Origin of the sequence: Nitrincola alkalilacustris, from assembly GCF_008973755.1 — a bacterium.
Lineage (GTDB): Bacteria > Pseudomonadota > Gammaproteobacteria > Pseudomonadales > Balneatricaceae > Nitrincola > Nitrincola alkalilacustris.
Genome location: NZ_WBOM01000001.1, coordinates 309650 through 333590, shown reverse-complemented (window position 1 = coordinate 333590; position 23941 = coordinate 309650). Strand labels below are relative to the sequence as shown.

Genomic DNA, 23941 nt, shown 5'->3' with positions numbered 1-23941 from the left:
TTAACCCTCCGCCGCACGGCCACGTTGCGGAAAGAGACCGCGTGGACGTTTCTGGATAAACAGAATGATGAACACCAGCACCAGGATCTTCGCCAGCACGGCACCCGCCCAGGGCTCCATCAGTTTGTTGGCAACCCCGAGGGTCATCCCAGCCACCAGCGTGCCCCAGATATTACCGACACCGCCGAAAACGACGACCATGAAGGAGTCGATGATATAGGCCTGACCCAGATTGGGCCCGACATTGGTCAGCTGTGACAGTGCGACACCGGCAATCCCGGCCACACCGGAACCCAGGCCAAATGTCATCATATCGACCCGCTCCGAGCGCACCCCCATGGCACGCGCCATGGCACGGTTCTGTGATACAGCACGCACCTGCAGTCCCAGTGCCGTCCGCTTCAGGATCAACAACAGCAGGAAAAACACCATCAGGCAGAAAAGGATGATATAGAGACGGTTCCAAGTGACGGCAAATACCGGATTAAAATGCAGCATGCCGCTCATCCACTCCGGCGTCTGCACCGAGCGATTCAGCGGTGAGAAGATGGAGCGCACCGCCTGTTGCAGGACCAGACTGACACCAAAGGTCGCCAGCAGGGTTTCCAGGGGCCGACCATAGAGAAAACGAATCACACCTCGCTCAATGGCGATACCGACCAGCCCGGAGACAATGAACGCAGCGGGCACCGCTACCAGCACCGAGAGCCCGATATGGTTCGGCATCAGTTGCTGGATCACGAAGGTGGTGTAGGCACCGATCATGATCAGCTCACCATGTGCCATATTGATCACCCCCATGACACCAAAGGTGATAGCCAGACCGATCGCGGCCAGTACCAGTACAGAGCCCATGCTGAGACCGAAAAATACGGTTTCCAGCCCCTTATAGAACCTGACCTGCTGATCTATCCCGACCAGCGCCTGCTCCGCCAGCGTTTTGAGCCGGGGTTGATCTGTAGCCTCGACATACCTGACCAGGGCCACTCTGCCTCGCGGTTCGAGCGAGCCACCCAGCACGCTGATGGCATCACGCTGGGCAGCTTCATCACCGCTGGTCAGCGTATCGATCGCCAGCGCCACCGCCATCAGATCACGTACCCGGCCATGCGTTTCTGACACATAGGCTTCACGAATCAGTGTCAGCGCATCCTGATCCAGATCGCCCATCAACTGCTGTACCGCGCCAACACGCACTTCCATCCGCTCATGGTTGAGACCGGTCTGAGCCATAACGCGCCTGATCTGGGTGCGCTGCGCATTGTTGATCGCGACACGGCGATAATCACGACGCCTTTCAATCAGGCTGGTCTCCTGACTCAACAGCGCCAGTGCCGGAGCCCCTTCCACTACATTATCAATCACATAGAGAAAGTCATCAGCACGGTTGAAATAGAGTTTGCTGTCCAGCAGCAGAGCATAGATCTCCAGCGCTCTGGGATGATCGGCTTGTGCCAGCCGTTCAATTGCGACGGTTTTATCCGGGGCATTGGGTGACACCAGCAGAGCCTGTACCTCAAGAAGAACCTGATCATCAGTCTGGGCCTGGATGCCTGCACTGACAGCAAGGCAGGCAAGGAGCACCCCACTGGCGAGCAGCCAGCGTATTATTCTGCTTGTCATAGGTGAATACCTGGAGCTGAGCTGGCAACTACTCCTGCGTTGCCAGCATACTTCACATCCCTGTGCATAAAAAATCCTGACCGGTTGCTATCAACCGAGCAGGCTTAAAGCAGCCAGTCGGCACTCAGAAAACCTCTGAAGCCTCAGGCTGCTGGCATGAAGATCAGAATGTCTGGCCAGAGCAGGTTTTGGTCACGACATTGTAGTTGCCGCACTCCAGCGGCTTGCGCCAGTCGGAGATGATATCCTTGGAGCCTTCAAGAAAATCAGACCAGGCATCACCCACCACAGTGCTGGGCGTACGCCATACCGTCTCGAATTGACCATCTGCCTGGATCTCTCCGATCAACACAGGTTTCGTGATGTGGTGATTAGGCATCATGGCGGCATAGCCACCGGTCAGGTTGGGCACGGTCACACCGATGATCGCTTCCTGAACAGCTGAAGGATCAGTCGTGCCTGCTTTGTTAACTGCCTCAACCCACATGTTGAAACCGATATAGTGAGCCTCCATCGGGTCATTGGTGACTCGGTCGGTATTACCGATAAAAGCATGCCACTGATCAATGAAGGCATCGTTCTCTTCAGTGTCCACACTCATGAAGTAATTCCAGGCCGCCAGATGGCCGACCAGTGGCGCAGCATCGATACCTGAAAGCTCCTCCTCACCGACCGAGAAGGCAATGACCGGGATATCTTCAGCAGAAACACCCTGAGCACCCAGCTCGCGGTAGAAGGGCACGTTGGCATCGCCGTTGATGGTGGAGACCACGGCGGTTTTCTTACCTGCAGAACCAAAGCTGCGGATATCGGAAACGATCGTCTGCCAGTCTGAGTGACCAAACGGCGTGTAGTTGATCAGAATATCCTCTTCTGCCACACCGTGAGACTTCAGATAGGCTTCCAGAATGCGGTTGGTGGTACGTGGATAAACATAGTCGGTACCCGCCAGCACCCAGCGCTCGATACCCAGTTCATTCATCAGATAATCGACAGCAGGAATCGCCTGCTGGTTGGGCGCTGCACCAGTATAGAACACGTTACGGGAAGACTCTTCACCCTCATACTGAACCGGATAAAAGAGCAGGCCATTAAGCTCCTCAACCACTGGCAGTACCGACTTACGTGAAACAGAGGTCCAGGCACCGAAAATTGCAGCAACTTTGTCGCGCTCCAGCAACTCACGCGCACGCTCAGCAAACAGTGGCCAGTCAGATGCAGGATCCACAACCACCGCTTCAAGCTGCATGCCCAGCAGACCACCTTTTTTGTTCTGCTCCTCGATCAGCATCAGCATGGTGTCTTTCAGTGTGGTCTCACTGATCGCCATGGTGCCGGACAGAGAGTGCAGTACGCCTACTTTAATCGTGTCTGCCGCCTGCGCTGTAATGGCTGCAATAGACAGAGCAAGGGTACATGAAGCCGTTACCAGTTTTCTTTTCATCTGTTTCATCGGTTAGTCCCCGTTTCGTTATGTGCAAAGCTGATTTCTGACTTGCTTATTGAATTTCTGCATTGATAAAGCAGGTTTCATACCAGTTTTACAGCCCTCTGATTTACAAGGATTAAACGTCTGTTTCCAACAGATAAACGATTTCATCAAGTGAGTTAAGAGGTCATTTTGGTGCGAAGCCTGATTGGAAGCACAAAACAGGTGCGGGTTATTTTGTGTACATTTCCCATATGACACCCGTGCTACGCTCAGGCAGGCAAAACAGCATCGATATGCTACAATCCGCACCGAATCGAGGCAGAATGCCAGCCTGGCTCAGCATCCTGTCATCATCATGTTTATCAGCCCCGGATTTACGATCCGGCCTGCTGGAGAGGTTATTGAATGTCCACTATTGTTGTCTGTGCTCTGTACAAATTTGTCACCCTTGATAATCATCAGGAGTTGCGTCAGCCCCTGACCCAACTGATGGAAAAGCATGCCATCCGCGGCACTCTGCTGTTGGCCAGCGAAGGGATCAATGGTACCGTCGCCGGCACACGTGAAGTGATCGATCTGCTCAAGGCCTGGTTCGCTAGCGATGAGCGTTTCAGCGGTATCGACTACAAGGAGTCGCTGGTTGACGCCCAGCCGTTTTACCGTAGCAAGGTCAAACTCAAGAAAGAGATAGTGACCATGGGTGTGGAGGGAATTGACCCGAAACAGGTAGTTGGCACCTATGTCGAACCCAAAGAGTGGAACAGCCTGATCTCCGACCCCGAGGTGCTGCTGATCGATACACGCAACAGTTACGAAGTGAAGATCGGCACCTTCAAGGGTGCAGTCAATCCTGAAACATCCAGTTTTCGCGAGTTTCCGGATTATGTTCGCAACACACTCAACCCCGAACAACACAAGAAAGTGGCCATGTTCTGCACTGGGGGAATTCGCTGCGAAAAGAGCACCGCATTTCTGAAGGAGCAGGGTTTTGAAGAGGTGTACCATCTGCACGGTGGCATACTGAAATATCTGGAAGAGGTACCAGCTCAGGAGTCAATGTGGGAGGGAGAGTGCTTTGTGTTTGATAACCGCGTCACCGTCAATCATGACCTGACACCGGGCAACTACGAACTCTGTGCAGGCTGCCGTTCACCCCTGTCGACTGAGGATCGCGCCAGTGAACATTATGTTCAAGGCATCAGTTGCCCCCACTGCCATGACAAACTGACACCGGAGCAGAGGCAACGCTTTGCCTCACGCGAACTTCAGATTCAGCTTGCACGTGAGCGCGGCGAAGCACATATAGGCACAGAAGCGGTAGAGCAGGCTAAGCAGCGCAAGGCCAAGAAACAGGCCAAGCGTGAACATCAGCGCAAGACACCCACGGAGGCCTGATACCATGCCATTGCGCACTTGTCTGAAAAGCACAGCGCTGCTGATTGGCATCAGTCTGAGTGCGCTGGCTTTGGGTGATGCAACTTACCTGAGCAATACCCCTCGCCTGATCAAGTCTCAACAACTTCAAGCAGTTGAGTTTGAGCGGGTAAAGCTGCAGGTCGGCGAGCATCTGCTTGATACGGAGATCGCAGAAACAGCGGCACAGAAAACTCAGGGACTGATGTGGCGTGAGTCGTTACCGGAAGACAGTGCCATGCTGTTCATTCTGGATGATCGCCAGCAACAGTGTTTCTGGATGCGCAACACGCTGATACCGTTGACACTGGCTTACATAGACAGAAACGGCCGCATAATCGAATTCTTTGATATGCAGCCGTTGTCGGATGAGACCCACTGCGCCACTAAACCGGCGCAGTTTGGTCTTGAGGTCAATCAGGGATGGTTTGCCAGGAAAGGCATAGTCCCGGGCGACCGGATCAGACTGATAGAAGATCAGCAGCCTGATTGAAGCTCACTGATCAAAGCTTCCTGAAAGAAACTTACCGCTGGATTAATCTTGTGACTAATGATGATCAGTTCATCATGGATTCGACTCGCTCACGCAGTTCAGGATCCTGCTGCATGGTCATGGCAATCTGGTTGTAGGTATTCACATCAAGACCCGCTTCCTGAACGGCACTCACCATCTCCAGACCGGCCTCCTCCTGCAAGGCTGCTGCAGCATCCGCATCAGAGGCTGTTTCCAGGCGCTGTGCATATTCAGAGCGGATGCCATCCAGTACAGGCTGCACACTGACAAAAGTCTGCAACTGAGTGTCATCAAAGGTAACTGCTCCCTGCTGTGCCATACCACCAGCCTGAGGAGCTGTACCCTGAGCATGAGTGATGGTTGCAGCGCCGATACCACCAGCCAGGATGGATGCAATAACCAGTTTCGTGAATCGTTTCATGGGTTCTCTCCTTGGAGTAATACAGTGGTTAATAGAGCTATATCTGCTACCAAGGCTATTGCGAACATTGTGCCAACTTGTATAAAAATATTTAAGCATATGTTTTATATTCATATTTACAAATCCGGCACTATCGGAGCAAGGAGTTTAGCAACCTGAAAAGCCCCTCATCATGTGCCCATATGACACATGAGTTGATATGGCAGGTTATATCAGTCCAGCGGCAAGGCGGTGGCCGTCTTAACTGTTCTGATTGCAAAATTACTGTTGATATCCTTGACCACCGGCAGTTTCTGCACCGTTTTCAGCCAGATCTCATAGCTCAGGAGGCTTTCCACCACCACCTCCAGCAGATAATCCGCCGCGCCCGAGATCACATGACAACTCAGTACATTCGGCATATCCATAATTGTCTGTTCAAAGATCTGACTGGCTTCATCACGATGATTTTCCAATCGAATCTCTACAAACACCGTCATAGGCAGTCCAATACGAGTGCGGTCCAGCGCCACGTGATAACCGGTGATGACACCTGACTCCTCCAGTCTTTTAACACGCCGCAGGCAGGGTGAAGGAGACAGACTCACCTGGTCTGCCAGTTCAACATTCGATAGACGACCATCCACCTGAAGCAGTGACAGAATTCTGCGATCCGTTTTATCCATAGAGACCTCTTGCAGTAAAGTGGGTACACACTGGTTCAAATCAGCGATAAAAAATAGATTTTATGACCATATAAAGCAGATCATGCCACAAAATATGAAAATCATAGAACAAACAACTCACCCTTTCTGGCTTTGTCGTCGGTCAGCATTTGACCGCAAACATCATATGTGACATTTTGGCACATGTATCTTAGATGAACTCTACTCGCTATCAGCGGCTGCTGGCCTCTGGTTGCCAGCAACAGGTCAAGCATGCGTCTCAAACTCACCCCCGGAAGTCTTCGTTCTGTTCTACTGCTGCAGGTCGCTCTGCCCCTTCTGTTGATGCTCGCGGTCATCCTCGCCGCCACAATCAGTGTAGTGGGTCACTTCGCCGAAGAGCGGCTGCAACGTGACCTGAGCCTTGTTGCCAGAGCGATTCGGCTCCCCGTAACCGAAGCCTTGCAACGCGATGATGTTGAACAGCTGCAAAACAGCCTCGCCTCCATCTTCGATATCACCGAAGTGTACGGTGCCTATCTGTTTGATGCCGATGGGCAGCGTCTGATCAGCTTCGGTGCGGTCAGGCCTACTCAGAGCCAGGCAGATGAAGCACTGAAGATGACCGTCGATGGCGAATACGCACAGTATGAAAGCATTCGAGGACGTGATGTCTACTCCTTCTTTCTGCCTCTGTTCGACCATCTCGGTCAGCCCAGCGGGCTGCTGCAGGTGACTCGTCTGCGACGCGACATCGAGGCCGAGCTGAAACAACTGAAATACCGCTCCTGGGGTGGCTTTGCACTGGCGTCTCTGCTCATACTGGGCGCCCTCAGCCTGACCCATCAACGCGCTATCGGACAACCATTGCAACGCCTGCTGGACAGCATCCGTAAAGTTGAATCCGGCGAGCGAGATCATCGTGCCACAGCGGAGGGACCACGCGAAGTGATGCGGCTGGCCAGCGAACTTAATCAGATGCTGGATGCGATCCAGCAGGCAGAGTACAGGGCCAGAGAGCAGCAGAAAGAGCAGGAACGCCTGTCCGGACAACTGCGCGAAGCAGAAACACTTGCGGCACTGGGGCAGCTGTCTGCCGGTGTTGCTCATGAACTGGGCGCACCACTGAGTGTCGTAGATGGCCGTGCCAGACGCCTGCTGCGCCGCCATACTCAGGCGCAGGATATCAGTGAACTGGAAGATATCCGCCATCAGGCCCAGCGCATGACCGCTATTGTCGAGCAGTTGCTCTCTTATGGGCGCAGCGTCCGGGCCCAACCCCACTCACTGGATGTTGCCGCGCTGGTCGCACGTGCACGCAAACAGCTACAGGATGAAGGACTGCAGATCCAGCTTGCAGCAGGCCCTGAGTGCCGTATTCGGGGTGATGCGCTGATGCTGGAGCAGGCACTGATCAATCTGATGCGTAATGCCTGTCAGGCCTGCCCCGAAGGCCCTGTCATACTGGGTTGGCAATGCGATGAGGGTGTCGTGCTGTCTGTAGACGATGCCGGCACGGGGGTCTCTCCAGAGCAGATGGAGCATCTGTTTCGGCCCTTTTATACCACCAAGGCACCGGGAGACGGCAGCGGTCTGGGCCTTGCCATCGTGAAGCGGATCATGCGTGAACATCAGGGGCGTGTGGATATTCAAAAAAGCGACCTGGGAGGGGCGCGCTTTGAGCTGCACTTTCCAGCTGACGAAGCTCATCCATCGACAGGAGCAACCCTATGAAGCAGGCCACCCCCTTATTACTGGTAGAGGATGACCCGGCCCTGGCACGGCTGATTCTGGACGAACTGGAGGCCGATGGCTGGCAAATCCGTCATGCCAAGACACTGGCCGAGGCGCGCAGCTCGCTGCTCAGCGCCCTGCCAGCGCTTATTATCACCGACCTGCGCCTGCCGGATGGAAACGGTATGACACTGGTGCGTGAAATCATGGAGAGTGCGCCGAAGGTTCCACCCGCCATCATCGTGATCACAGCATTTGGCAGCGTCCGTCAGGCGGTGGAAGCACTGCAGGCCGGCGCCGATGATTTCCTGACCAAGCCGCTGGATCTGGACCATTTCGTGCTGACTGTACAGCGTGTGCTGGAAACCCGTGAACTGCGCCAGGAGGTGCAACGCTTTCGCACCCTGTCTGATGACCAGGGATTGCATGACCTCAAGGGTCAGAGTCCTGCCATGCGCCAGTTGTTTGAGCAGATACGAGTGATTGCGCGGGCACAGGGACCGGTGCTGATTAATGGTGAGAGTGGCACCGGCAAGGAGCTGATCGCCCGCGCATTGCATGCCGAGAGTGACCGTGCCGCAAAGCCTTTCCTGGCCGTCAACTGTGCCGGCATTCCGCAGGAGCTGCTGGAAAGTGAGTTCTTCGGCCACTCTGCAGGCGCCTTTACAGGAGCTCGTAAGCAGCGCAAAGGACTGCTGCAGGAAGCAGATGGCGGCACTCTGCTGCTGGACGAGATAGCCGAGATGCCACTGGCGCTTCAGGCCAAACTGTTGCGCGCCCTGCAGGATGGCTCCATCCGCCCGGTTGGCACTGATCACGAAGAGCAGGTGGATGTCCGGATCATGGCAGCAACACACCGTGACCTGAAAGAGAAAGTGGCCAGCGGCGAGTTCCGTGAGGATCTTTATTACCGACTGGAAACCTTCAGCCTGCTGTCGCCCCCTCTGCGCGAGCGGGCAGAGGATATGGAGCTGTTGGCCCAGCGTTTTCTGATGCAACACTCGGCAATCCAGAAAAAATCCATTTCAGGATTCAGCCGGAAAACGATGCAACACCTGCATGAGTATGACTTTCCCGGCAATGTGCGAGAGTTGAGGAATATCGTGGAACGTGCCGTTGCCTTTTGCCAGGGTGACACGATCCAGCCGGAGCACCTGCCTGCTCGCCTGCTGGAGCAGACGATTCGTCCACAGACACACACCCTCAGCAGCACTGCCAATAACAACAGCAGTCATGCATCGAGCAGTGAGGAGGAGGGTCTGCTGGCCGGAGCGGTACTACCGACGCTGGAACAGCTGCAGAAACGCTACGTCCAGCGGGTGCTCAAGGAAACAGGTGGCAATAAACGCCGAGCTGCCGCACTGCTGGGTATCGGTAGACGCACACTGTATCGCTGGCTGGATGAAAAAGAGCAGGAGCAGACTTAGTGTCAGGTCAATCCTGCCTGATCGGTTGCTGAACCTCAGACACTGTCACCAGTTCAGCCTGTGGCATGGAGAAATGAGCACCTTGTGAAAAATCCACACCCAGATAACGAACCTTTTCCTGAACGGCATCACTGTGAACAAACTCAGCCACTGTTTCCATGTTCAGGCTGCGCGCAAAGTTGACTATCCCCTGCGTGACACTGAAAGCAGCAGGGTCAGAGTCCAGATTGCGGATCAGACTGCCATCGATCTTGATCAGATCCACATTCAGTCGCAGCAGATGCTCAAAGTTGGAGTAGCCGGTGCCGAAATCATCAATGGCTATACGACAACCGCGCCGTTTCACCTCATCTATGAAGCGCCGCACCTCCTGATAGTTTTCGATGCCATCTGACTCCAGTATCTCGAAAATAATGCGCTTCCCAAGTCCGGTTTCATCCAGCTTCTGAATAATGAAATGGCTCAGATCCTGATCCAGCAGGTCTGCATAGGAGAGGTTGATCGAAAACTCATAGGGTGTATGCGCAAAGGTCGCCAGGCTCTTTTCAACCATGATCCGGGTAAGCTGCCGATCCAGACGCAACTTCCTGGCCACATCCAGAAACTGCCCGGGGCTTGCAATCTCGCCTGACTCATCACGCATGCGCACCAGACACTCAAACTTGGTGATTTGACCACTGCGGTTATCATGGATCGGCTGGAAGAACGGCAAAATACGGTCATCCTCCAGCGCCTCCTTGACGCGGCGGGCCCAGAGCAGATTGTACTCATAGGCATCTTCAATGCGCTGGTCCAGATCGTAAATCACATAGTTCTTCTGCTGCAGACGCGCCTGCTTCAATGCAAAGCGCGCCCAGGTGATCATGCTGTCCTGCGAAACAGAAGCAGTTGACTGATCAGGTGGATGGATCGCAGCTCCCAGCGTCACTCCGATCGTAATCTCCTGATCCTGCCAGATCAGGCTGCGTCTTTGCAGATAGTCATTCAGTGCATGCAGATACTTCTGCATTTTCTTTTGTGAGCTGTCAGGCCCCAGTATCGCAAACTCATCTGCCGTCAGTCGATACAGGCGCACAGGCCCCAGATGTCGGTTATTCTCGATGAAGCTTCTCAGCCAGCCTGCCAGCACCCGCAGCACATAATCACCGCAGGCATGACCAAACAGGGCATTTATCTCCTTGAAACCATCGAGGTTGATCAGCAACAGACTGCCACCGGGTTGCCTGCCGAAATCGAGCAGTAATCTGGCACGGTTCGGCAGGTCTGTCAGCTCATCGGTATAGGAGGCCTGTAACTGACGCATCAGCCCAACCACCTTGTACAGAATGACACCCGACAACAGCAGCATGACCAGACCCGTCAGCAGCAGAATATGGAAATTACTGCTTCGCATCGGCTGCAGTACAGCATCTATCTCATCACGCGGAACGCCTATGCCGAACAGCATGTCAGCGCTCGTGGCAGCAAAACTCAGCTCATACTCACGCCCGTCAACAGCCAGGCGGTGATGCTGCATGGTCACGCCACGCTGCTGTAGACCGGGCAGTAATGTTTGGATACGTTCGTTCAGAGAGTCGATCAGCCGCTCCTGCAGAATCACATCCATCACCTGCAGCGCCTGCTCACTGTCATCAATCTCACTCAGTGCAGATAGTCGTCGATTATTGCGATCAATCAGGTAGGCAAAGGTGTTTGGAGTCACTTCAACCTGACTCACCAGGTCGATCACTCTTTCCGCATGCCAGTCAGTGGTGACAACACCTATCAGCTCTCCACTGCGGGCATACATGGGCTTGACCAGCGTCAGTACCGCCGCCCCGGAAACGGGATTATAGTATGCCGGAGTCCAGTAAAAGGCCTGCAGATCCCTATCTGCAGATGACCAGTCTTTCGGCATTGCCTGTTCAAACCATGGCTGCGATCGATAATCCATCAGCCCTGCTTCCGCCAGTGACATCAGCACAGGCTCGGCCCCATCCCCCCTGTAGGCAAAGGCTCCATGATAGATGCCATCGCTGATGAAAGCACCGGATTCGAACCAGACACCTGCCCCGAACGCATCCGGAAAGTCTCTCAGTTTCTCAAGCAACGCACCCTCAAACTCCCTGGCTTGCTGCGCATCAGTTTGCTGCTGTAAATGCCAGAAGAGCTCGCCCAGGCGGGCCAGATCGTCAGTATAGTTTTCCAGCAGGCGATGCTGGGCATTGATACGGTCCAGATTGGCATAGAACACCTCCTCCAACTGCACTTCACGCAGTTCACTCATCGCCTTCTGGGAAAAATTCAGGTTCAACGTGGAGATGACCCACATACCGGCGATAAACAAGCCGATCAGCAGCAGGAGCACCCAGACGATGGATTGCTTGGAGGGATTCAGGTGACGCAGTGTCTGCATGAACAACTGCAGACGGCCTGGGGCAGCCGGTGTGTCATCCCGGGTCATTACTGCCCACCATCCATGATCTGTCGTACCTGTGCCTGTGCCTGAGCAAACTGCTCGGGGTTAATCTGCTGGCTGAGTGCTTCAATTCTGGCTCTAGCCTCTCTGAAACCATTGCGGCTGGCAAGGTCATACCAGGCAAGCGCCTGCAGTGGATCGCGCTCTGCCAACACACCCTTCTCGTTCATTTCACCCAGATAATACTGGGCTCGGCCATCATTCTGCCGTGCCGCCTTCAGCAACCACTGACGGGCTGTCAGCGGATTGGCAGCAACACCCTGACCCTGCAGAAACATCATGCCCAGTGCCGCCTGAGAAGCGGCATGATCCTCATTGGCCGCACGCTGGAACCAGGTCAGCGCTTCGGCATAATCCTGCATCACCCCCTGGCCATTAGCGAACAACTGCCCTAGCACAAAGCGTGCCTCCGGCGAGCGATCTGCCACCAGTCGAGCCCAATGCAACGCCTGAGGATAGTCTCTGAGTGCCTGCGAAATGACGGCCATGTTCAGTTGTGAGCGCATATCTCCAGCCTCTGCCGGCTTAAGGCAGAGCGCTCTGGCTTCATTGAAGTTACGGATCTTGGTCAGCAGATAACACTCATTACGTTGTGCATCAGACACTGTTTCAACAGGAGGCGCAGTTTCAATTGGAGAGGCAGTCGATAGAGTCCGGTCATCCGGCTCATCTACATCCGGTATGACCCCTTCCACCTGAGCTTCAAAAGCCGCTACATCCTCAGGGCAGGAATAGTTATAGCCCCTGCGGTAGCGCTCAAGTGTTTCCAGGTTTCTGGGTTGCCCGTCATAGCGTGCAGCAATATCGGCACAGCGTCGGTCACGCTCTGCGGTTATCTGCTGGATAAAGTCTGCCCGAGCAGGGTTTGAGGAGTAACGTTCCAGATAGCGAGTCAGTGGATCGATATAGGTCTGATTGAAAAGCTCTTTCACCTCGCGCTCAACTGCCACTGCGGAGTCATCCTGAACTCCAGAACCAGCCACCTGCTCGCGGGCAATATTGGCACATCCGCTCAATACAAGCACATTCAAACAAAGAATAGCCAGTAGCCGCACACATCTACTCCAGATTGGATTGAACACCAACTGACACTCCCACGCTTGATGAGTTCCTGATCAGGAACATCAGAACAGCGCATTATAATGCAGATTCAGTTCATTCTTCTAAATTATGATGCCCTGAACCAGGTGTGAAATCCATACTCTCTTCCTATACTTGATCCACAACCCACACGGGCACGTAATTATTTTCAAACAATCTAACAGGTAATATCATGAATCGTTCAATAACTGGTGCTCTGTTTTTCAGCCTGTTGCTGACCTCCGCATTCCTCTTTGCCGACATGCATGGGGATACTCCGGTTGCTGTCGGTGAGACATCCCTCGGAAAAGTACTGACCGATCAACAGGGCATGACCCTCTATACCTTCACCCGCGACTCCGCCGGTACATCCAACTGCAATGACGGCTGCGCTGCCAACTGGCCACCACTGATGGCTGAAGACGGCGCAATGGCTGCAGGTGATTTCAGCATCATCACACGAAGCGATGGCTCAAAACAGTGGGCCTACAAGGATATGCCGCTTTACACCTGGGTCAGGGATGCAGAGCCGGGCGATGTCACCGGGCATGAGTTCAATCAGGTGTGGTTTGTGGTGCCGATAGAGTAATGGCAAGACATTGAAACAGAGTGCAAGAAAACGAAACAAGGCCTCCCGACTGGATCAACTTCTGCCGGGAGGCTGCTATTCAAAGAAAAGCCAGCCAGAGTCCAACGCCAATCATCAGGCTGCCTGCCAGACGGTTCAGTAGCCTTACATTGGAGGTGTGCTGCAGAAACAATCGCAGGGCCTTGCCACCGCCGGCATAGATCAGCATGCAGATAAACTCGAGTATCACAATGATACCGAGTAGCAGCACCAACTGCGGAATCAGCGCCTGCTGCTGATTGATAAAGGGTGGCAGCAGTGCGACATGAAAAGCCCAGCCCTTGGGGTTGGCGACGGCTGTGACAAATCCCTGTACAAACAGCTGCCATGCAGACACAGTCTGGCGAACCGCAGAGGACTCCGGAATGGCCATGCGGCCACGCGAGCGCCACATCTGCACACCTATATAGAAAAGATAGGCCCCGCCGACCCATTTGAACACCTGGAAGAAGCCGGGGTAGGCCAGCAATATGGCAGCAACACCCAACACGGCCAGCAGCGCGACCAACGCCACGCCGAGCATTTCTCCCCACATCATCCACAGAGTGCGGCGCACGCCGAGCGTGATACCCAACGTCATGGCCAGCGTCATGCACATGCCTGGAGTTATCGAGACAAAGAAAAATGTCGGTACAAAAACCGACAACAGAGCCAGATTCATCGCACTTCCATATTCTGTTAGAGAGTCCTGTTAGAGGGTCCTGTTAGAGAGCGTCCTGTTCGAGGATGGCGCTACCGCGAGTCTGTTCAGTCAGCATATCAAGCCAGTTCTGAAGCACCGCAGCATCACCCGACACCCTGGCTGATACACGATCCAGATAGTGCACTTCGATATCCAGCCCCGCCTCTCTGGCCAGTCTGCGAAGGAGCGAATCATACTCGAAATCCACACTGACAACAGCCTGGGCGCGAGGCTTTATTTCGATATATTCCGCACGCCCCAATGGTTCACTGATCGCCTGGCTGTAGGCTCGCACCAAACCACCGGCGCCCAATTTGACACCACCGAAATAACGCACCACCGTAGCCAGCACGCCATCCAGATGCTTATGTTGCAGCACATTCAGCATCGGTTTAGCGGCGGTACCGGAGGGTTCTCCATCGTCTGACTGGCGCACCTGCCCTGCAACCAGCATACTGAAGCAGACATGAGCGGCTTCGGGGTGCTGCCTGCGCAGTGACTCGACAATCGCCATCCCCTGATCCAGATCATCAATGGTCTCGATACGCCCGATAAAGCGGGATTTCCTGATCTCCAGCTCGCACTCCACCGGTGCTGCCAGGGTTTTGATACTACTCATTGGAAAGCCGATCAGATCCTTACATGAGCCTCAACACAGGCTCTTTCAGTGCGAAAAACTGCTCACGCAGTTGCAGAATATGCTCACCCCAGTAGCGCTCGGTATTGAAGAAGGTGAAGCTGTGCGGAAATGCCGGATCTTCCCAGCGACGGGCCAGCCAGGCGCAGTAATGAAGCATGCGCAAGGTACGCAGAGGCTCAATCAGGTGCAATTCACGGGGATCAAAATCGGCGAACTCCGAATAGCCGGCAATCACCTCTGCCAGTTGTTTCTCACGCTCCAGTCGTTCGGGGCTGCTGAGCAACATCCACAGATCCTGTATGGCAGGAGCCATTCGCGCATCGTCAAAATCGACAAAATGAGGTGTTTCATCACGCCATAACAGATTACCGCCATGACAATCACCATGCACACGGATCAACCGCACATCACTGACTTCTGCAAAAGCGGCTTCAACCATCTCCATCAGATCCTGAGCAAGCGTTGCATACGCCTCACGCAATGAGTCAGGAATGAAGTGGTCACGCACAAACTCGATACTTTTGTAACCAAAGGATTCACTGTCCAGCACCGGGCGGTGCAGAAAGGGTTTACTGGCTCCGACCAGATGGATACGGCCGAGTGTTCGACCCAGCACAAACAGGTGCTCCAGATTATCCAGCTCCGGGGCACGACCACCACGACGCACATAGAGTGCAAAACGAAAGCCATTATATTCATGCAGAGTATATCCCTGCTCATCCACCATCGGGGCTACAACAGGCAGCTCCTCCTCTGCCAGCTCAAGGCAATACTGATGTTCCTCAAGTATCTGCTCATTACTCCAGCGCTGCGGACGGTAAAACTTGGCTATCAGAGGGGGTTGATCATCAATTCCCACCTGATAAACACGATTTTCATAGCTGTTCAGTGCCAGAATATGGCCATCACAGAAATAGCCGACAGACTCAACAGCGGCCAGGATGAACTCCGGTGTCAGTGTTTCAAATGGGTGTGGTGCTACCGTATTCATCGTATATCCGTTTTTGTGTCAATGAGACTTTCCTGCTCTCATCTTAGCGGATAAACCGACCGGTAACACGTGCCCTACAAACAAATAAGCTATAGCGCCATCAAACAGTTATCAGTACTCAACTATCAGTAGCCAACAACGATATTTCCTTTTGGCCGACTGCAGCAGGACAAAATGTAGCCTTCTGCCACATCTTCATCGGTAATTCCGCCATTATGCTCCATCTCCACCTCTCCCGATGTCAGAGCGACACGGCAGGTACCGCAGATCCCCATACCGCAAGCCTTGGGAATATGCAGCCCGAGTTTGGCCGCGGCAGCATGAACGGTTTCAGTCGGCAGAATACGCACGCTTTTACCTGTGGCAGAAAACTCGACCTGCACCATATCTTCGACATTGATCTCTTCCGCTTCCTGCTCAGCCTGCTCAACCAGCTCCAGCACCTCCTCCTTGACCTCAATCGGAGTCGCACCGAAAGACTCCTCATGATAGCGATTCATATCAAAACCTGTCATTTTCAACAGATTTTTGATCGCATTCATATAAGGCGTGGGGCCACAGCAGAAAATTTCGCGCTCAAGATAATCCGGTGCAATCAGCTCCATCATCTTCTGGTTCAGGTAACCACGGAAGCCAAACCAGGACTCACCGAGTTCATCACTGCGTTCGCAGATAATATGCAGTTTAAACTCGGGGATCCGTGAGAAAATATGTTCCAGCTCGCGATGATAGATAATATCCTTGGGTGAGCGTGCGCTGTGGATAAACTCTATATCCACAGCCGCGTTGGTATCGAAATACCAGCGCGCCATCGACATCAGTGGTGTGATCCCGACACCACCTGACAACATCAGAATTTTCTCTGCCGGGAAATCCATGCAGTTGAAGTTACCGGCCGGACCATGCACCGCCAGTTCGTCGCCCTGCTTCAGATTATCATGCAGCCAGTTGGATACCTTACCCCCCGGCATGCGCTTGACGGTGATAGAGAAGCTGTAGGGCACCGATGGCGAACTCGAGATGGTATAGGAGCGCATGATCGGCTCACCATCTATCTCCAGTTCCAGTGTGACAAACTGCCCGGGCTTGAAGAAAAAAAGTACCGGCTGCTCTGCCATGAAGCAAAACGTGCGGACATCCCAGGTCTCCTGGATCACCTTAACGCAGCGAACCATATGACGGCCGTTTGCCCAGGTCTGAGTGGTAATCGTATTCAGGAAATTTGTTGTCATATCGGTTCATCCGGCAGCGAAATTTAGCACTATAATGCGTAGTATACGCACCCCTTGTCATTACCCTGCATTCTGGACATGCTCAATGACGACCACTTATCTCTTAACGACACAGACCATCGCTATTTACACCTTTACGGTGCATTTTTTGGTCTTATGCGTCGCCGCAGCATCATCCGATGTCGCTGGCAGATAATCGACCGAACGCTGCCTAATCCACACTCGCCGCACGGTCATAGATCGACTGAAACACACAAAACAAGATTATCAGGCTGCAACCCATTTACAGGACCAAGGCAATGAACCAGATATCACACTCTCAGCTGACTGACCCGATGGACGGCGTCCGCGAAACTGCCTCCCGGCTGTTGGCAACCCGCAAGCCAAATTATTCCTTGCCACAACCCTTCTACAACGATGAGCGTGTGTATCAGCTGGATATCAAGGAAATCTTTGAGAAGGAGTGGCTGTTTGCAGGTATGACCTGTGAAATCCCGACCAAGGGCAACTTCATTACACTGAACGTTGGTGACAATCCGGTTGTTATAGTACGCGGCGCAGACAGCAAGGTACATGCCTTCTTTAACGTCTGCCGCCACCGTGGCTCGCGGCTGTGCGTGACCGACAAGGGTAAGGTTGCCAAGCTTGTCTGCCCTTACCACAAGTGGACCTATGAACTGGATGGCCGCCTGCTGTTTGCCGGTTCTGACATGGGTGAGAATTTTGACCTGACTGCGCATAGCCTGAAGCCGGTCAACGTCAAGGTGGCTGGTGGCTATATCTTCATCTGCCTGTCTGATAATCCACCGGAGTTCGAGGCATTTCCTGCTGAGCTTGAGCATTACCTCGAGCCCTATGATATGGAAAACCTGAAGGTTGCCGTTGAATCCAATGTACTGGAAGATGCCAACTGGAAACTGGTGCTCGAGAACAACCGTGAGTGTTATCACTGCAATGGCACACACCCTGAACTGCTGAACTCACTGCAGCAGTTTGATGATACCGATGACCCGTTGGCTACACCTGAATACAAGGCACTGGTCGCGCGCAAGCAGCAGGACTGGGATGCGATGAAAGTCCCCTATGCATTGAAATACTTCGGCAAGCGCAACCGTATGACTCGCACCCCCTTGCTGGATGGTACCGTCTCCATGACCATGGATGGCAAAGCTGCCTGCCAGAAGCTGATGGGGCGCATCACCAGCCCGGATATGGGTTCGCTGCGCATTCTGCATCTGCCCAACTCCTGGAACCATTTCATGGGCGACCATGCAGTGGTCTTCCGTGTGCTGCCACTGGGCCCACAGAAAACTCTGGTCACCACCAAATGGCTGGTGCATAAGGATGCAGTCGAGGGGGTGGATTATGACCCGGCACACATGCGCAAGGTCTGGGATGCCACCAATGATCAGGATCGCGTGCTCGCAGAGGAGAATCAGCGCGGTATCAACTCAATCGCTTATGAGCCCGGCCCTTACTCCGAAACCTTCGAATTCGGTGTAATCGACTTCGTTAACTGGTACAGCGAAACCATGCTGACCAACACGGGCTACAAAAGTACGACTCTCGACTGAGTCTAGCCAGTAAATGACCACTCCTTCTGAATAAGAGGGGGTGGTTTGCTATGTATCAGTTTATCTTTCTGAGTAGAGTCGATAACCACCCTTGCCCTGATCCTTGACCTCATAAATCGCTGCATCAGCAGCATGTACCAGTCGATCGGCATCCATCCCTTCTCCCTCTCCCAGTGCAATACCGATACTGGCGGATACCTGAACAGTGCCAGCATCCAGCACGAAGGGCTGTGCAACGGCCTGGAGTACCTTGTCAGCCATTTTCGTTGCGACCTCCTGACCCTCACAGTGACGAATAATGATGGCAAACTCATCACCTGCCAGTCGTGCAACCGTGTCCGAGCTGCGCACACACTGTTGCAGACGTCGTGCCAGTTCGATCAGAAGCTGATCTCCCGCTGCATGACCCTGCGAGTCATTAACTGGCTTGAAACCATCAATATCGATGTAGAGCAGTGCAAAGCGATGATGATAACGACGACTGTCGCTCAATGTACTGTTCAGGCGATCATAAAACAGAACACGATTGGGTAATCCAGTCAGGCTGTCATGCGTTGCCTGCCAGGTCAATTGGGCTTCGGCTTTCTTACGCGTGGTGATATCACGGGCAATCGCCAGCACCTTGTCATCGGCCAGGTGCGACATACGCAGTTCAAAATAGTGCTGTTCACCCTTCATTTCAAGATCATACTCCAACTGCTGCACCGAGCCTGTCTGTATCACCCGTGCAATTCTCACCATCGCCTTATCTGCAACCTGAGATGGCATCACTTCGGATAATTTTTTACCCAGAAACTGCTCCGGTGGCAGCAGCAAGCGAGTTTCTTCACCCGCCTGATAATCGATAAACTTCCCATGTGCATCCAGCGTGAACAGCAGATCCGGCATCGCCTCCACGATCGCCAGATTGCGCTGATTCAGCTCGGCCAGTGCTCTCTGCCCCGCTTTGAGATCCTTCTCTATGCCATGCCGACGCCATAGCAGCCAGGCGATGATCAGCATGAACAGTGTCACTAGCCCTGACACCATCAGCCAGCGTTGCTGCTCTCGTGCTGTGAAGTCATCAATATTGGCATAAACAGGAGCCAACTCTTCACCGACAAACACCACCAGCGGCCAGTGCGGCGTACGCTCAAATGCGACCTGACGTGACTGTCCATCAAACGGCGAGACAACAATAAACGTGTCTCTCTGCGGCAACTGCTCGCCATAAGCAACAATAGATGCGAGAGTCTGCCCCACAGGCTGTTCTATATAGGGAAGGCGCAGCACGATCGTGCCATCATCTCTGGCCAGCACGGTGGTCATCTCACCGAGATAGGCCAGCTCGCCAAGAGAGCGTGCCAGCCGTTCAATATCAATGGCAGCGACCAGCACACCCGCAAACCGACCATCATCTGAGCGCACAGGTCGACTCAAGGCGATAAAGTGACGCGACTCTTCCACACGTGACATTGAGGGTTGCGAGAGATAGGGGTGATCATCTTCCTTGTTTTTATGCCACAGGTAATAATCGCGGTCGCTGACATCCGGAGCCGGACCTCTCTGGGTCCAGGCAAGAATCTCTCCATCCTGATCAAGCAGCAGAAAGTCTGCAACCTCATCGCTGAAACCTTTGCGTGTCAACATCATGTCTCGAATCTGGGGGGACGAAAACCCGCTGTTTCGAATCATGTCTCGCATGGTCAGCAGAATCCTGTCCAGCTCCTGCATCTTGGCAGCAACCAACTCGCGCTGGGTGATAGCCAGAGAGGCTGCGCGCTGCTCAATCTGTGTCAGAGCCTGTGCCTGATAGCGCTCGACAGTGGTGGTATAGAAATTTACCAGAACCAGCTGAAATATCAGCCAGAGCAGTAGCAGTATGATGAGAAGTACCTGGAAGGTACGTGTCACTTTCGTCTGGATGTCCATGCCTGATCCCGCTCGCTGAGCTCCCTGATTGCATGCTGCAACAAGGAACAACCCGCATCTCTCAGGCCGTAAAGCTGTTGCAGTATGGATGACTCAGTATAACAGATACCCCATCATCCAGACTGCATGGTACAACAACCGAAAACAGATGAATATTGATTAAATCTAATAAAGTGGATGCTGGTTACACAGCCCGTTCACCTGATGCCGCACGCAGGCCGAGACAACAGGATCCGTGAAACCATCCGCATCCGTGGCATCCAGTATATCGCCGATCAAGTGGCCGACACGTATAAAAGCCACTTCATCGAATCCGCGCGTTGTCGCAGCCGGGCTACCCAGGCGAATACCGGAAGTAATCATCGGACCGGTCGGATCAAAAGGAATACCATTTTTATTGCAGGTAATTCCGGCCGCTTCGAGCGCCACCTCGGCAATCTTGCCAGTCAGACCTTTCGGACGCAGATCCACCAGCACCAGATGAGTATCCGTTCCCCCCGTCACAATATCGCAGCCACGTGCAATCAACGTATCACTGAGCACCTGTGCATTACGAATCACCTGGCGTGCATAGCGAACAAACTCAGGCTGCAGGGCTTCCCCGAAAGCCACTGCTTTGGCCGCAATTACGTGCATCAGTGGACCACCCTGCAGACCGGGAAAAACAGCAGAGTTGATCTTCTTCCCCAGCTCCATGTCACGGCTGAGAATCATGCCACCACGAGGACCACGCAGGGTTTTATGCGTCGTTGTGGTGACAACATGCGCATGAGGTAAGGGGCTGGGATGCAGACCAGTAGCTACCAGCCCGGCGATGTGCGCCATATCCACCAGCAGGTATGCACCAACTTTATCCGCTATCTGACGAAGACGCGCAAAATCGAGCTGTCTTGGAATGGCTGAGCCACCGGCTATGAGCAGTTTTGGACGACTCTCGACAGCCTGCTGCTCCAATGCAGCGTAGTCGATCAGCTGTGTTCCAGAGGACACGCCATACTGCACGGCATTAAACCACTTTCCGGACAGGGCAGGACGTGCACCATGTGTCAGATGACCACCAGCATCCAGTGACATGCCCAGAATCGTATCGCCAGGCTGCAACAGGGCCAGCATTACCGCACCATTGGCCTGCGCACCGGAGTGAGGTTGCACATTGACAAACTCACAGTCAAACAGTGCTTTTGCCCGCTCCATTGCCAGGCGCTCAACTTCATCTGCCCATTCGCATCCACCATAGTAACGTTTGCCGGGATACCCCTCTGCATACTTATTGGTCAACACACTCCCTTGAGCATCCAGCACGGCACGCGACACAATATTTTCAGAGGCGATCAGTTCAATCCCATCCTGCTGTCTTTTCTGCTCCTGCTGCAATGCTGCGAAGACCTCAGCATCGCGATGAGACAATGGATCACTGAAGAAGGACCGAGTGGTTTCAGGCTGAACGGAAGTCATGGGCAGCTCCTCTCACTTATCTGGCTTGATTAACTGCTGACATTAGCAACTTAATTTCCATTCATCAACAAAAGTTTCTTATAGGAAACAAAAACGGAACCCTTATAAGAATGCCTTGATTGCTACTGGAACATGAATCGGTGTACCGCTGGTTATGCGGTTGGTGATGCATTGAGAAAAGTGATCATTTCATCGAACAGCTCATGTGGCTTTTCTTCTATGACAAGATGACCTGCATCATCAATTACCCGAAGAGTTGAACCGGGTATGAGGTTTCTGAGTTCTTGCCCCCTGGCCAGAGGAATCCAGGAATCCTCCCGTCCCCATAAAATCAGCACAGGAATAGTAATCTCCGAATATAAAGCCTGTGCTTCATCTGTATAACGCTGGTCAGCCTGGGCTATCTGTCGGTAAAACGCTGATTTACCTTCTTCCCCGGTCCACGGGCTGATAATGCCATCCAGCGTTTCATCATCCAGCTTCCTGCAGGCTGCAGTCTGAACGTAGGCACGCACAATCGCTTCATGAATATAATCCGGCACACCAGAAAATGCAGACTCATAGGTATTTACATGACGGAAAAAAGGCGATCCCCATGGTGCCACTGCCACCGGATCGATCAGGATCATCTTCTCAAATCGGCGCCCGTTCAACAGATGCGTTCGGAGGCTTGTTGCACCACCAAAATCATGACCCAGAATAACCGGGTTATCCAAACCCCAGTGATCAAGCAACTGAATCAGTACCTCGTTCTGTATGCCCAGCGAAACATCACCCGGCATCTTACTCGACTGTCCGTACCCGAGGAGGTCATAGAAATAAACCCTGTACTGTTCAGACAGCTTTCCAATCAGATGACGCAGATTGAAGGATGACCAAGGCGTACCATGAACGCAGACAAGAGGCGGACCATTACCCACCATGCCATAGGAAACAGTTCGTCCCTGAAAATCAAACGTTTCAGTGAGTTTCCATGGGGTCATCACTCGATCCTCCTGCCAGTCCATTACCTGTCTTTTATCATCTGTTGAATATTTGAATTTTGTCTATTCCTGGTGCAAGCATCGCCTCTAAATGCTGTTCAATCAAACGAAAAGAACTACACTCACGATTAAGAAAAACTGAAAGATTATGACATGACAACTCTGCAAACCTCACACACCGATATCACGCCCGCTTCTCTGCCTCTGCTGGATACGGATGTACTGCGCATGTTTGTCGCGATCGCCGAAACCGGCAGTTTTACTCGCGCCGCCAACCAGGTGTTCCGCACCCCTTCAGCCCTGAGCATGCAGATCAAACGACTGGAGGAAACCCTGGGAAAGACATTGTTTCTGAGAGAGGCACGACAGGTCAGTCTGACGCCCGATGGCGAAGTTCTGTTGAGTTATGGCCGTCGGTTGCTAAAACTCAATGAAGAGGCCGTCACACAGTTTCTGTCGCCCTCACTGGCAGGTACTGTCCGCCTTGGCACGTGTGACGATGTCGGCACTCGTATTCTGCCCTGCGTGCTGGCCCAGTTCGCCCGGTCACACCCGGCTACTCAGGTGGATGTTGTGATGGGCCGCAGCATCGATATGGCCGCACGACTGGATGCCGGCGAACTGGATCTGATCGTCATCACGGCAGGCAGTGCCGGGCTGGAAAAAGGCAGAGGGCAAATTGTACATACCGAGCCATTGGTCTGGGCTGGCCGCGAGGGTGGCATTGCCGCCATGAGAACTCCGCTGCCGATTTCTCTGGCCAGCCAGGGTTGTGCCTGGCGCAGCATGGCATTGAAAGCTCTGGATCAGGCGGGAATTGATTATCGCATCGCCTATACCAGTGAACACTGCTCCGGACAGTCTGCAGCCATGATTGCAGACCTGGCGGTAGCGCCCTTCCCGGCCGGACTGGTGAAACCACCCCTGCGCAAGCTGGATAAGGAGTATGGCCTGCCTGCACTGGGCGACTATCAGATGCTGTTGATTCAGAGGCAGGGTACGGATGAGACCTGCAGTGTATTAGCCGGCCATGTGGTCGACGCTCTGCAAGGACTTCGCTGATCCTGCTCACTTACCTCTGAGCATCAGGAGCTTAGAG

At 53.5% G+C, this 23941-nt stretch carries 20 protein-coding genes; 7 read left to right on the top strand and 13 right to left on the bottom strand.

Annotated features, from left to right (window positions below; all coding sequences use genetic code 11):
* Both urtB and urtA read right to left on the bottom strand, forming a co-directional pair.
* The gene (gene urtB / locus F7R27_RS01525; RefSeq protein WP_151702456.1) at positions 1 to 1623 is read right to left on the bottom strand and encodes an urea ABC transporter permease subunit UrtB; all 1623 of its coding nucleotides are present in this window, start codon (positions 1621 to 1623) and stop codon (positions 1 to 3) included.
* A gap of 163 nt (positions 1624 to 1786) precedes the next feature.
* Positions 1787 to 3067 carry an urea ABC transporter substrate-binding protein gene (urtA, locus tag F7R27_RS01520; protein WP_420846609.1) on the bottom strand — a complete coding sequence of 427 codons (1281 nt, stop codon included), beginning with the start codon at positions 3065 to 3067 and terminating at the stop codon, positions 1787 to 1789.
* 393 nt (positions 3068 to 3460) lie between these two features.
* Between urtA and trhO the strand changes: the two genes are divergently transcribed.
* On the top strand, positions 3461 to 4450 hold the full coding sequence (gene trhO / locus F7R27_RS01515; RefSeq protein WP_151702454.1) for an oxygen-dependent tRNA uridine(34) hydroxylase TrhO: 990 nt from the start codon (positions 3461 to 3463) through the stop codon (positions 4448 to 4450).
* A gap of 4 nt (positions 4451 to 4454) precedes the next feature.
* Positions 4455 to 4961 carry a DUF192 domain-containing protein gene (locus F7R27_RS01510; protein WP_151702453.1) on the top strand — a complete coding sequence of 169 codons (507 nt, stop codon included), beginning with the start codon at positions 4455 to 4457 and terminating at the stop codon, positions 4959 to 4961.
* Between the two features lie 64 nt (positions 4962 to 5025).
* Here the strand turns inward: F7R27_RS01510 and F7R27_RS01505 are convergent, their stop codons facing one another.
* Together F7R27_RS01505 and F7R27_RS01500 are read right to left on the bottom strand one after the other, a co-directional pair.
* Entirely contained in the window at positions 5026 to 5403 is a 378-nt protein-coding gene (locus tag F7R27_RS01505) for a DUF4168 domain-containing protein (RefSeq protein ID WP_168927393.1), read from the bottom strand.
* 212 nt (positions 5404 to 5615) lie between these two features.
* On the bottom strand, positions 5616 to 6068 hold the full coding sequence (locus F7R27_RS01500; protein ID WP_151702451.1) for an Lrp/AsnC family transcriptional regulator: 453 nt from the start codon (positions 6066 to 6068) through the stop codon (positions 5616 to 5618).
* A 252-nt stretch (positions 6069 to 6320) separates the two neighbouring features.
* Here F7R27_RS01500 and F7R27_RS01495 point away from each other — a divergent pair, with 252 nt between their 5' ends.
* Both F7R27_RS01495 and F7R27_RS01490 read left to right on the top strand, forming a co-directional pair.
* Entirely contained in the window at positions 6321 to 7781 is a 1461-nt protein-coding gene (locus F7R27_RS01495) for an ATP-binding protein (RefSeq protein WP_151702450.1), read from the top strand.
* Positions 7778 to 9208 carry a sigma-54-dependent transcriptional regulator gene (locus F7R27_RS01490; RefSeq protein WP_151702449.1) on the top strand — a complete coding sequence of 477 codons (1431 nt, stop codon included), beginning with the start codon at positions 7778 to 7780 and terminating at the stop codon, positions 9206 to 9208. The genes F7R27_RS01495 and F7R27_RS01490 overlap by 4 nt, the downstream gene beginning before the upstream one ends.
* A 7-nt stretch (positions 9209 to 9215) precedes the next feature.
* On the opposite strand, the gene F7R27_RS01485 is transcribed toward F7R27_RS01490, so the two are convergent.
* Positions 9216 to 11651: a bifunctional diguanylate cyclase/phosphodiesterase gene (locus F7R27_RS01485; RefSeq protein ID WP_206060337.1), complete on the bottom strand. Its 2436-nt coding sequence runs from the start codon at positions 11649 to 11651 to the stop codon at positions 9216 to 9218.
* A complete protein-coding gene (locus F7R27_RS01480) occupies positions 11651 to 12748 on the bottom strand; it encodes a tetratricopeptide repeat protein (RefSeq protein WP_151702448.1) in 1098 nt (365 codons plus the stop codon). The genes F7R27_RS01485 and F7R27_RS01480 overlap by 1 nt, the downstream gene beginning before the upstream one ends.
* A gap of 191 nt (positions 12749 to 12939) precedes the next feature.
* On the opposite strand from F7R27_RS01480, the gene F7R27_RS01475 reads away from it, so the two are divergent.
* Complete coding sequence (locus F7R27_RS01475) at positions 12940 to 13335, top strand: COG4315 family predicted lipoprotein (RefSeq protein ID WP_151702447.1); 396 nt, start codon at positions 12940 to 12942, stop codon at positions 13333 to 13335.
* A gap of 79 nt (positions 13336 to 13414) precedes the next feature.
* Here the strand turns inward: F7R27_RS01475 and F7R27_RS01470 are convergent, their stop codons facing one another.
* From F7R27_RS01470 to F7R27_RS01455, 4 genes are all read right to left on the bottom strand, one after another.
* Complete coding sequence (locus F7R27_RS01470; protein WP_151702446.1) at positions 13415 to 14035, bottom strand: LysE family translocator; 621 nt, start codon at positions 14033 to 14035, stop codon at positions 13415 to 13417.
* A 43-nt stretch (positions 14036 to 14078) separates the two neighbouring features.
* A complete protein-coding gene (locus F7R27_RS01465) occupies positions 14079 to 14675 on the bottom strand; it encodes an IMPACT family protein (protein ID WP_151702445.1) in 597 nt (198 codons plus the stop codon).
* Between the two features lie 19 nt (positions 14676 to 14694).
* Complete coding sequence (locus F7R27_RS01460) at positions 14695 to 15687, bottom strand: serine/threonine protein kinase (RefSeq protein ID WP_151702444.1); 993 nt, start codon at positions 15685 to 15687, stop codon at positions 14695 to 14697.
* Between the two features lie 125 nt (positions 15688 to 15812).
* Positions 15813 to 16919 carry an FAD-binding oxidoreductase gene (locus F7R27_RS01455; protein ID WP_151702443.1) on the bottom strand — a complete coding sequence of 369 codons (1107 nt, stop codon included), beginning with the start codon at positions 16917 to 16919 and terminating at the stop codon, positions 15813 to 15815.
* 299 nt (positions 16920 to 17218) lie between these two features.
* Here F7R27_RS01455 and F7R27_RS01450 point away from each other — a divergent pair, with 299 nt between their 5' ends.
* Complete coding sequence (locus F7R27_RS01450) at positions 17219 to 18493, top strand: aromatic ring-hydroxylating oxygenase subunit alpha (RefSeq protein ID WP_151702442.1); 1275 nt, start codon at positions 17219 to 17221, stop codon at positions 18491 to 18493.
* Positions 18494 to 18553: 60 nt separating this feature from the next.
* Here the strand turns inward: F7R27_RS01450 and F7R27_RS01445 are convergent, their stop codons facing one another.
* From F7R27_RS01445 to F7R27_RS01435, 3 genes are all read right to left on the bottom strand, one after another.
* Entirely contained in the window at positions 18554 to 20404 is a 1851-nt protein-coding gene (locus F7R27_RS01445) for a sensor domain-containing diguanylate cyclase (RefSeq protein ID WP_151702441.1), read from the bottom strand.
* Positions 20405 to 20569: 165 nt separating this feature from the next.
* Positions 20570 to 21859, bottom strand: a complete 1290-nt coding sequence (gene glyA / locus F7R27_RS01440) for a serine hydroxymethyltransferase (RefSeq protein WP_151702440.1) — start codon at positions 21857 to 21859, stop codon at positions 20570 to 20572.
* 152 nt (positions 21860 to 22011) lie between these two features.
* The gene (locus F7R27_RS01435) at positions 22012 to 22842 is read right to left on the bottom strand and encodes an alpha/beta fold hydrolase (RefSeq protein WP_151702439.1); all 831 of its coding nucleotides are present in this window, start codon (positions 22840 to 22842) and stop codon (positions 22012 to 22014) included.
* 153 nt (positions 22843 to 22995) lie between these two features.
* On the opposite strand from F7R27_RS01435, the gene F7R27_RS01430 reads away from it, so the two are divergent.
* On the top strand, positions 22996 to 23904 hold the full coding sequence (locus F7R27_RS01430) for a LysR family transcriptional regulator (protein ID WP_151702438.1): 909 nt from the start codon (positions 22996 to 22998) through the stop codon (positions 23902 to 23904).
* Positions 23905 to 23941: the final 37 nt, after the last annotated feature.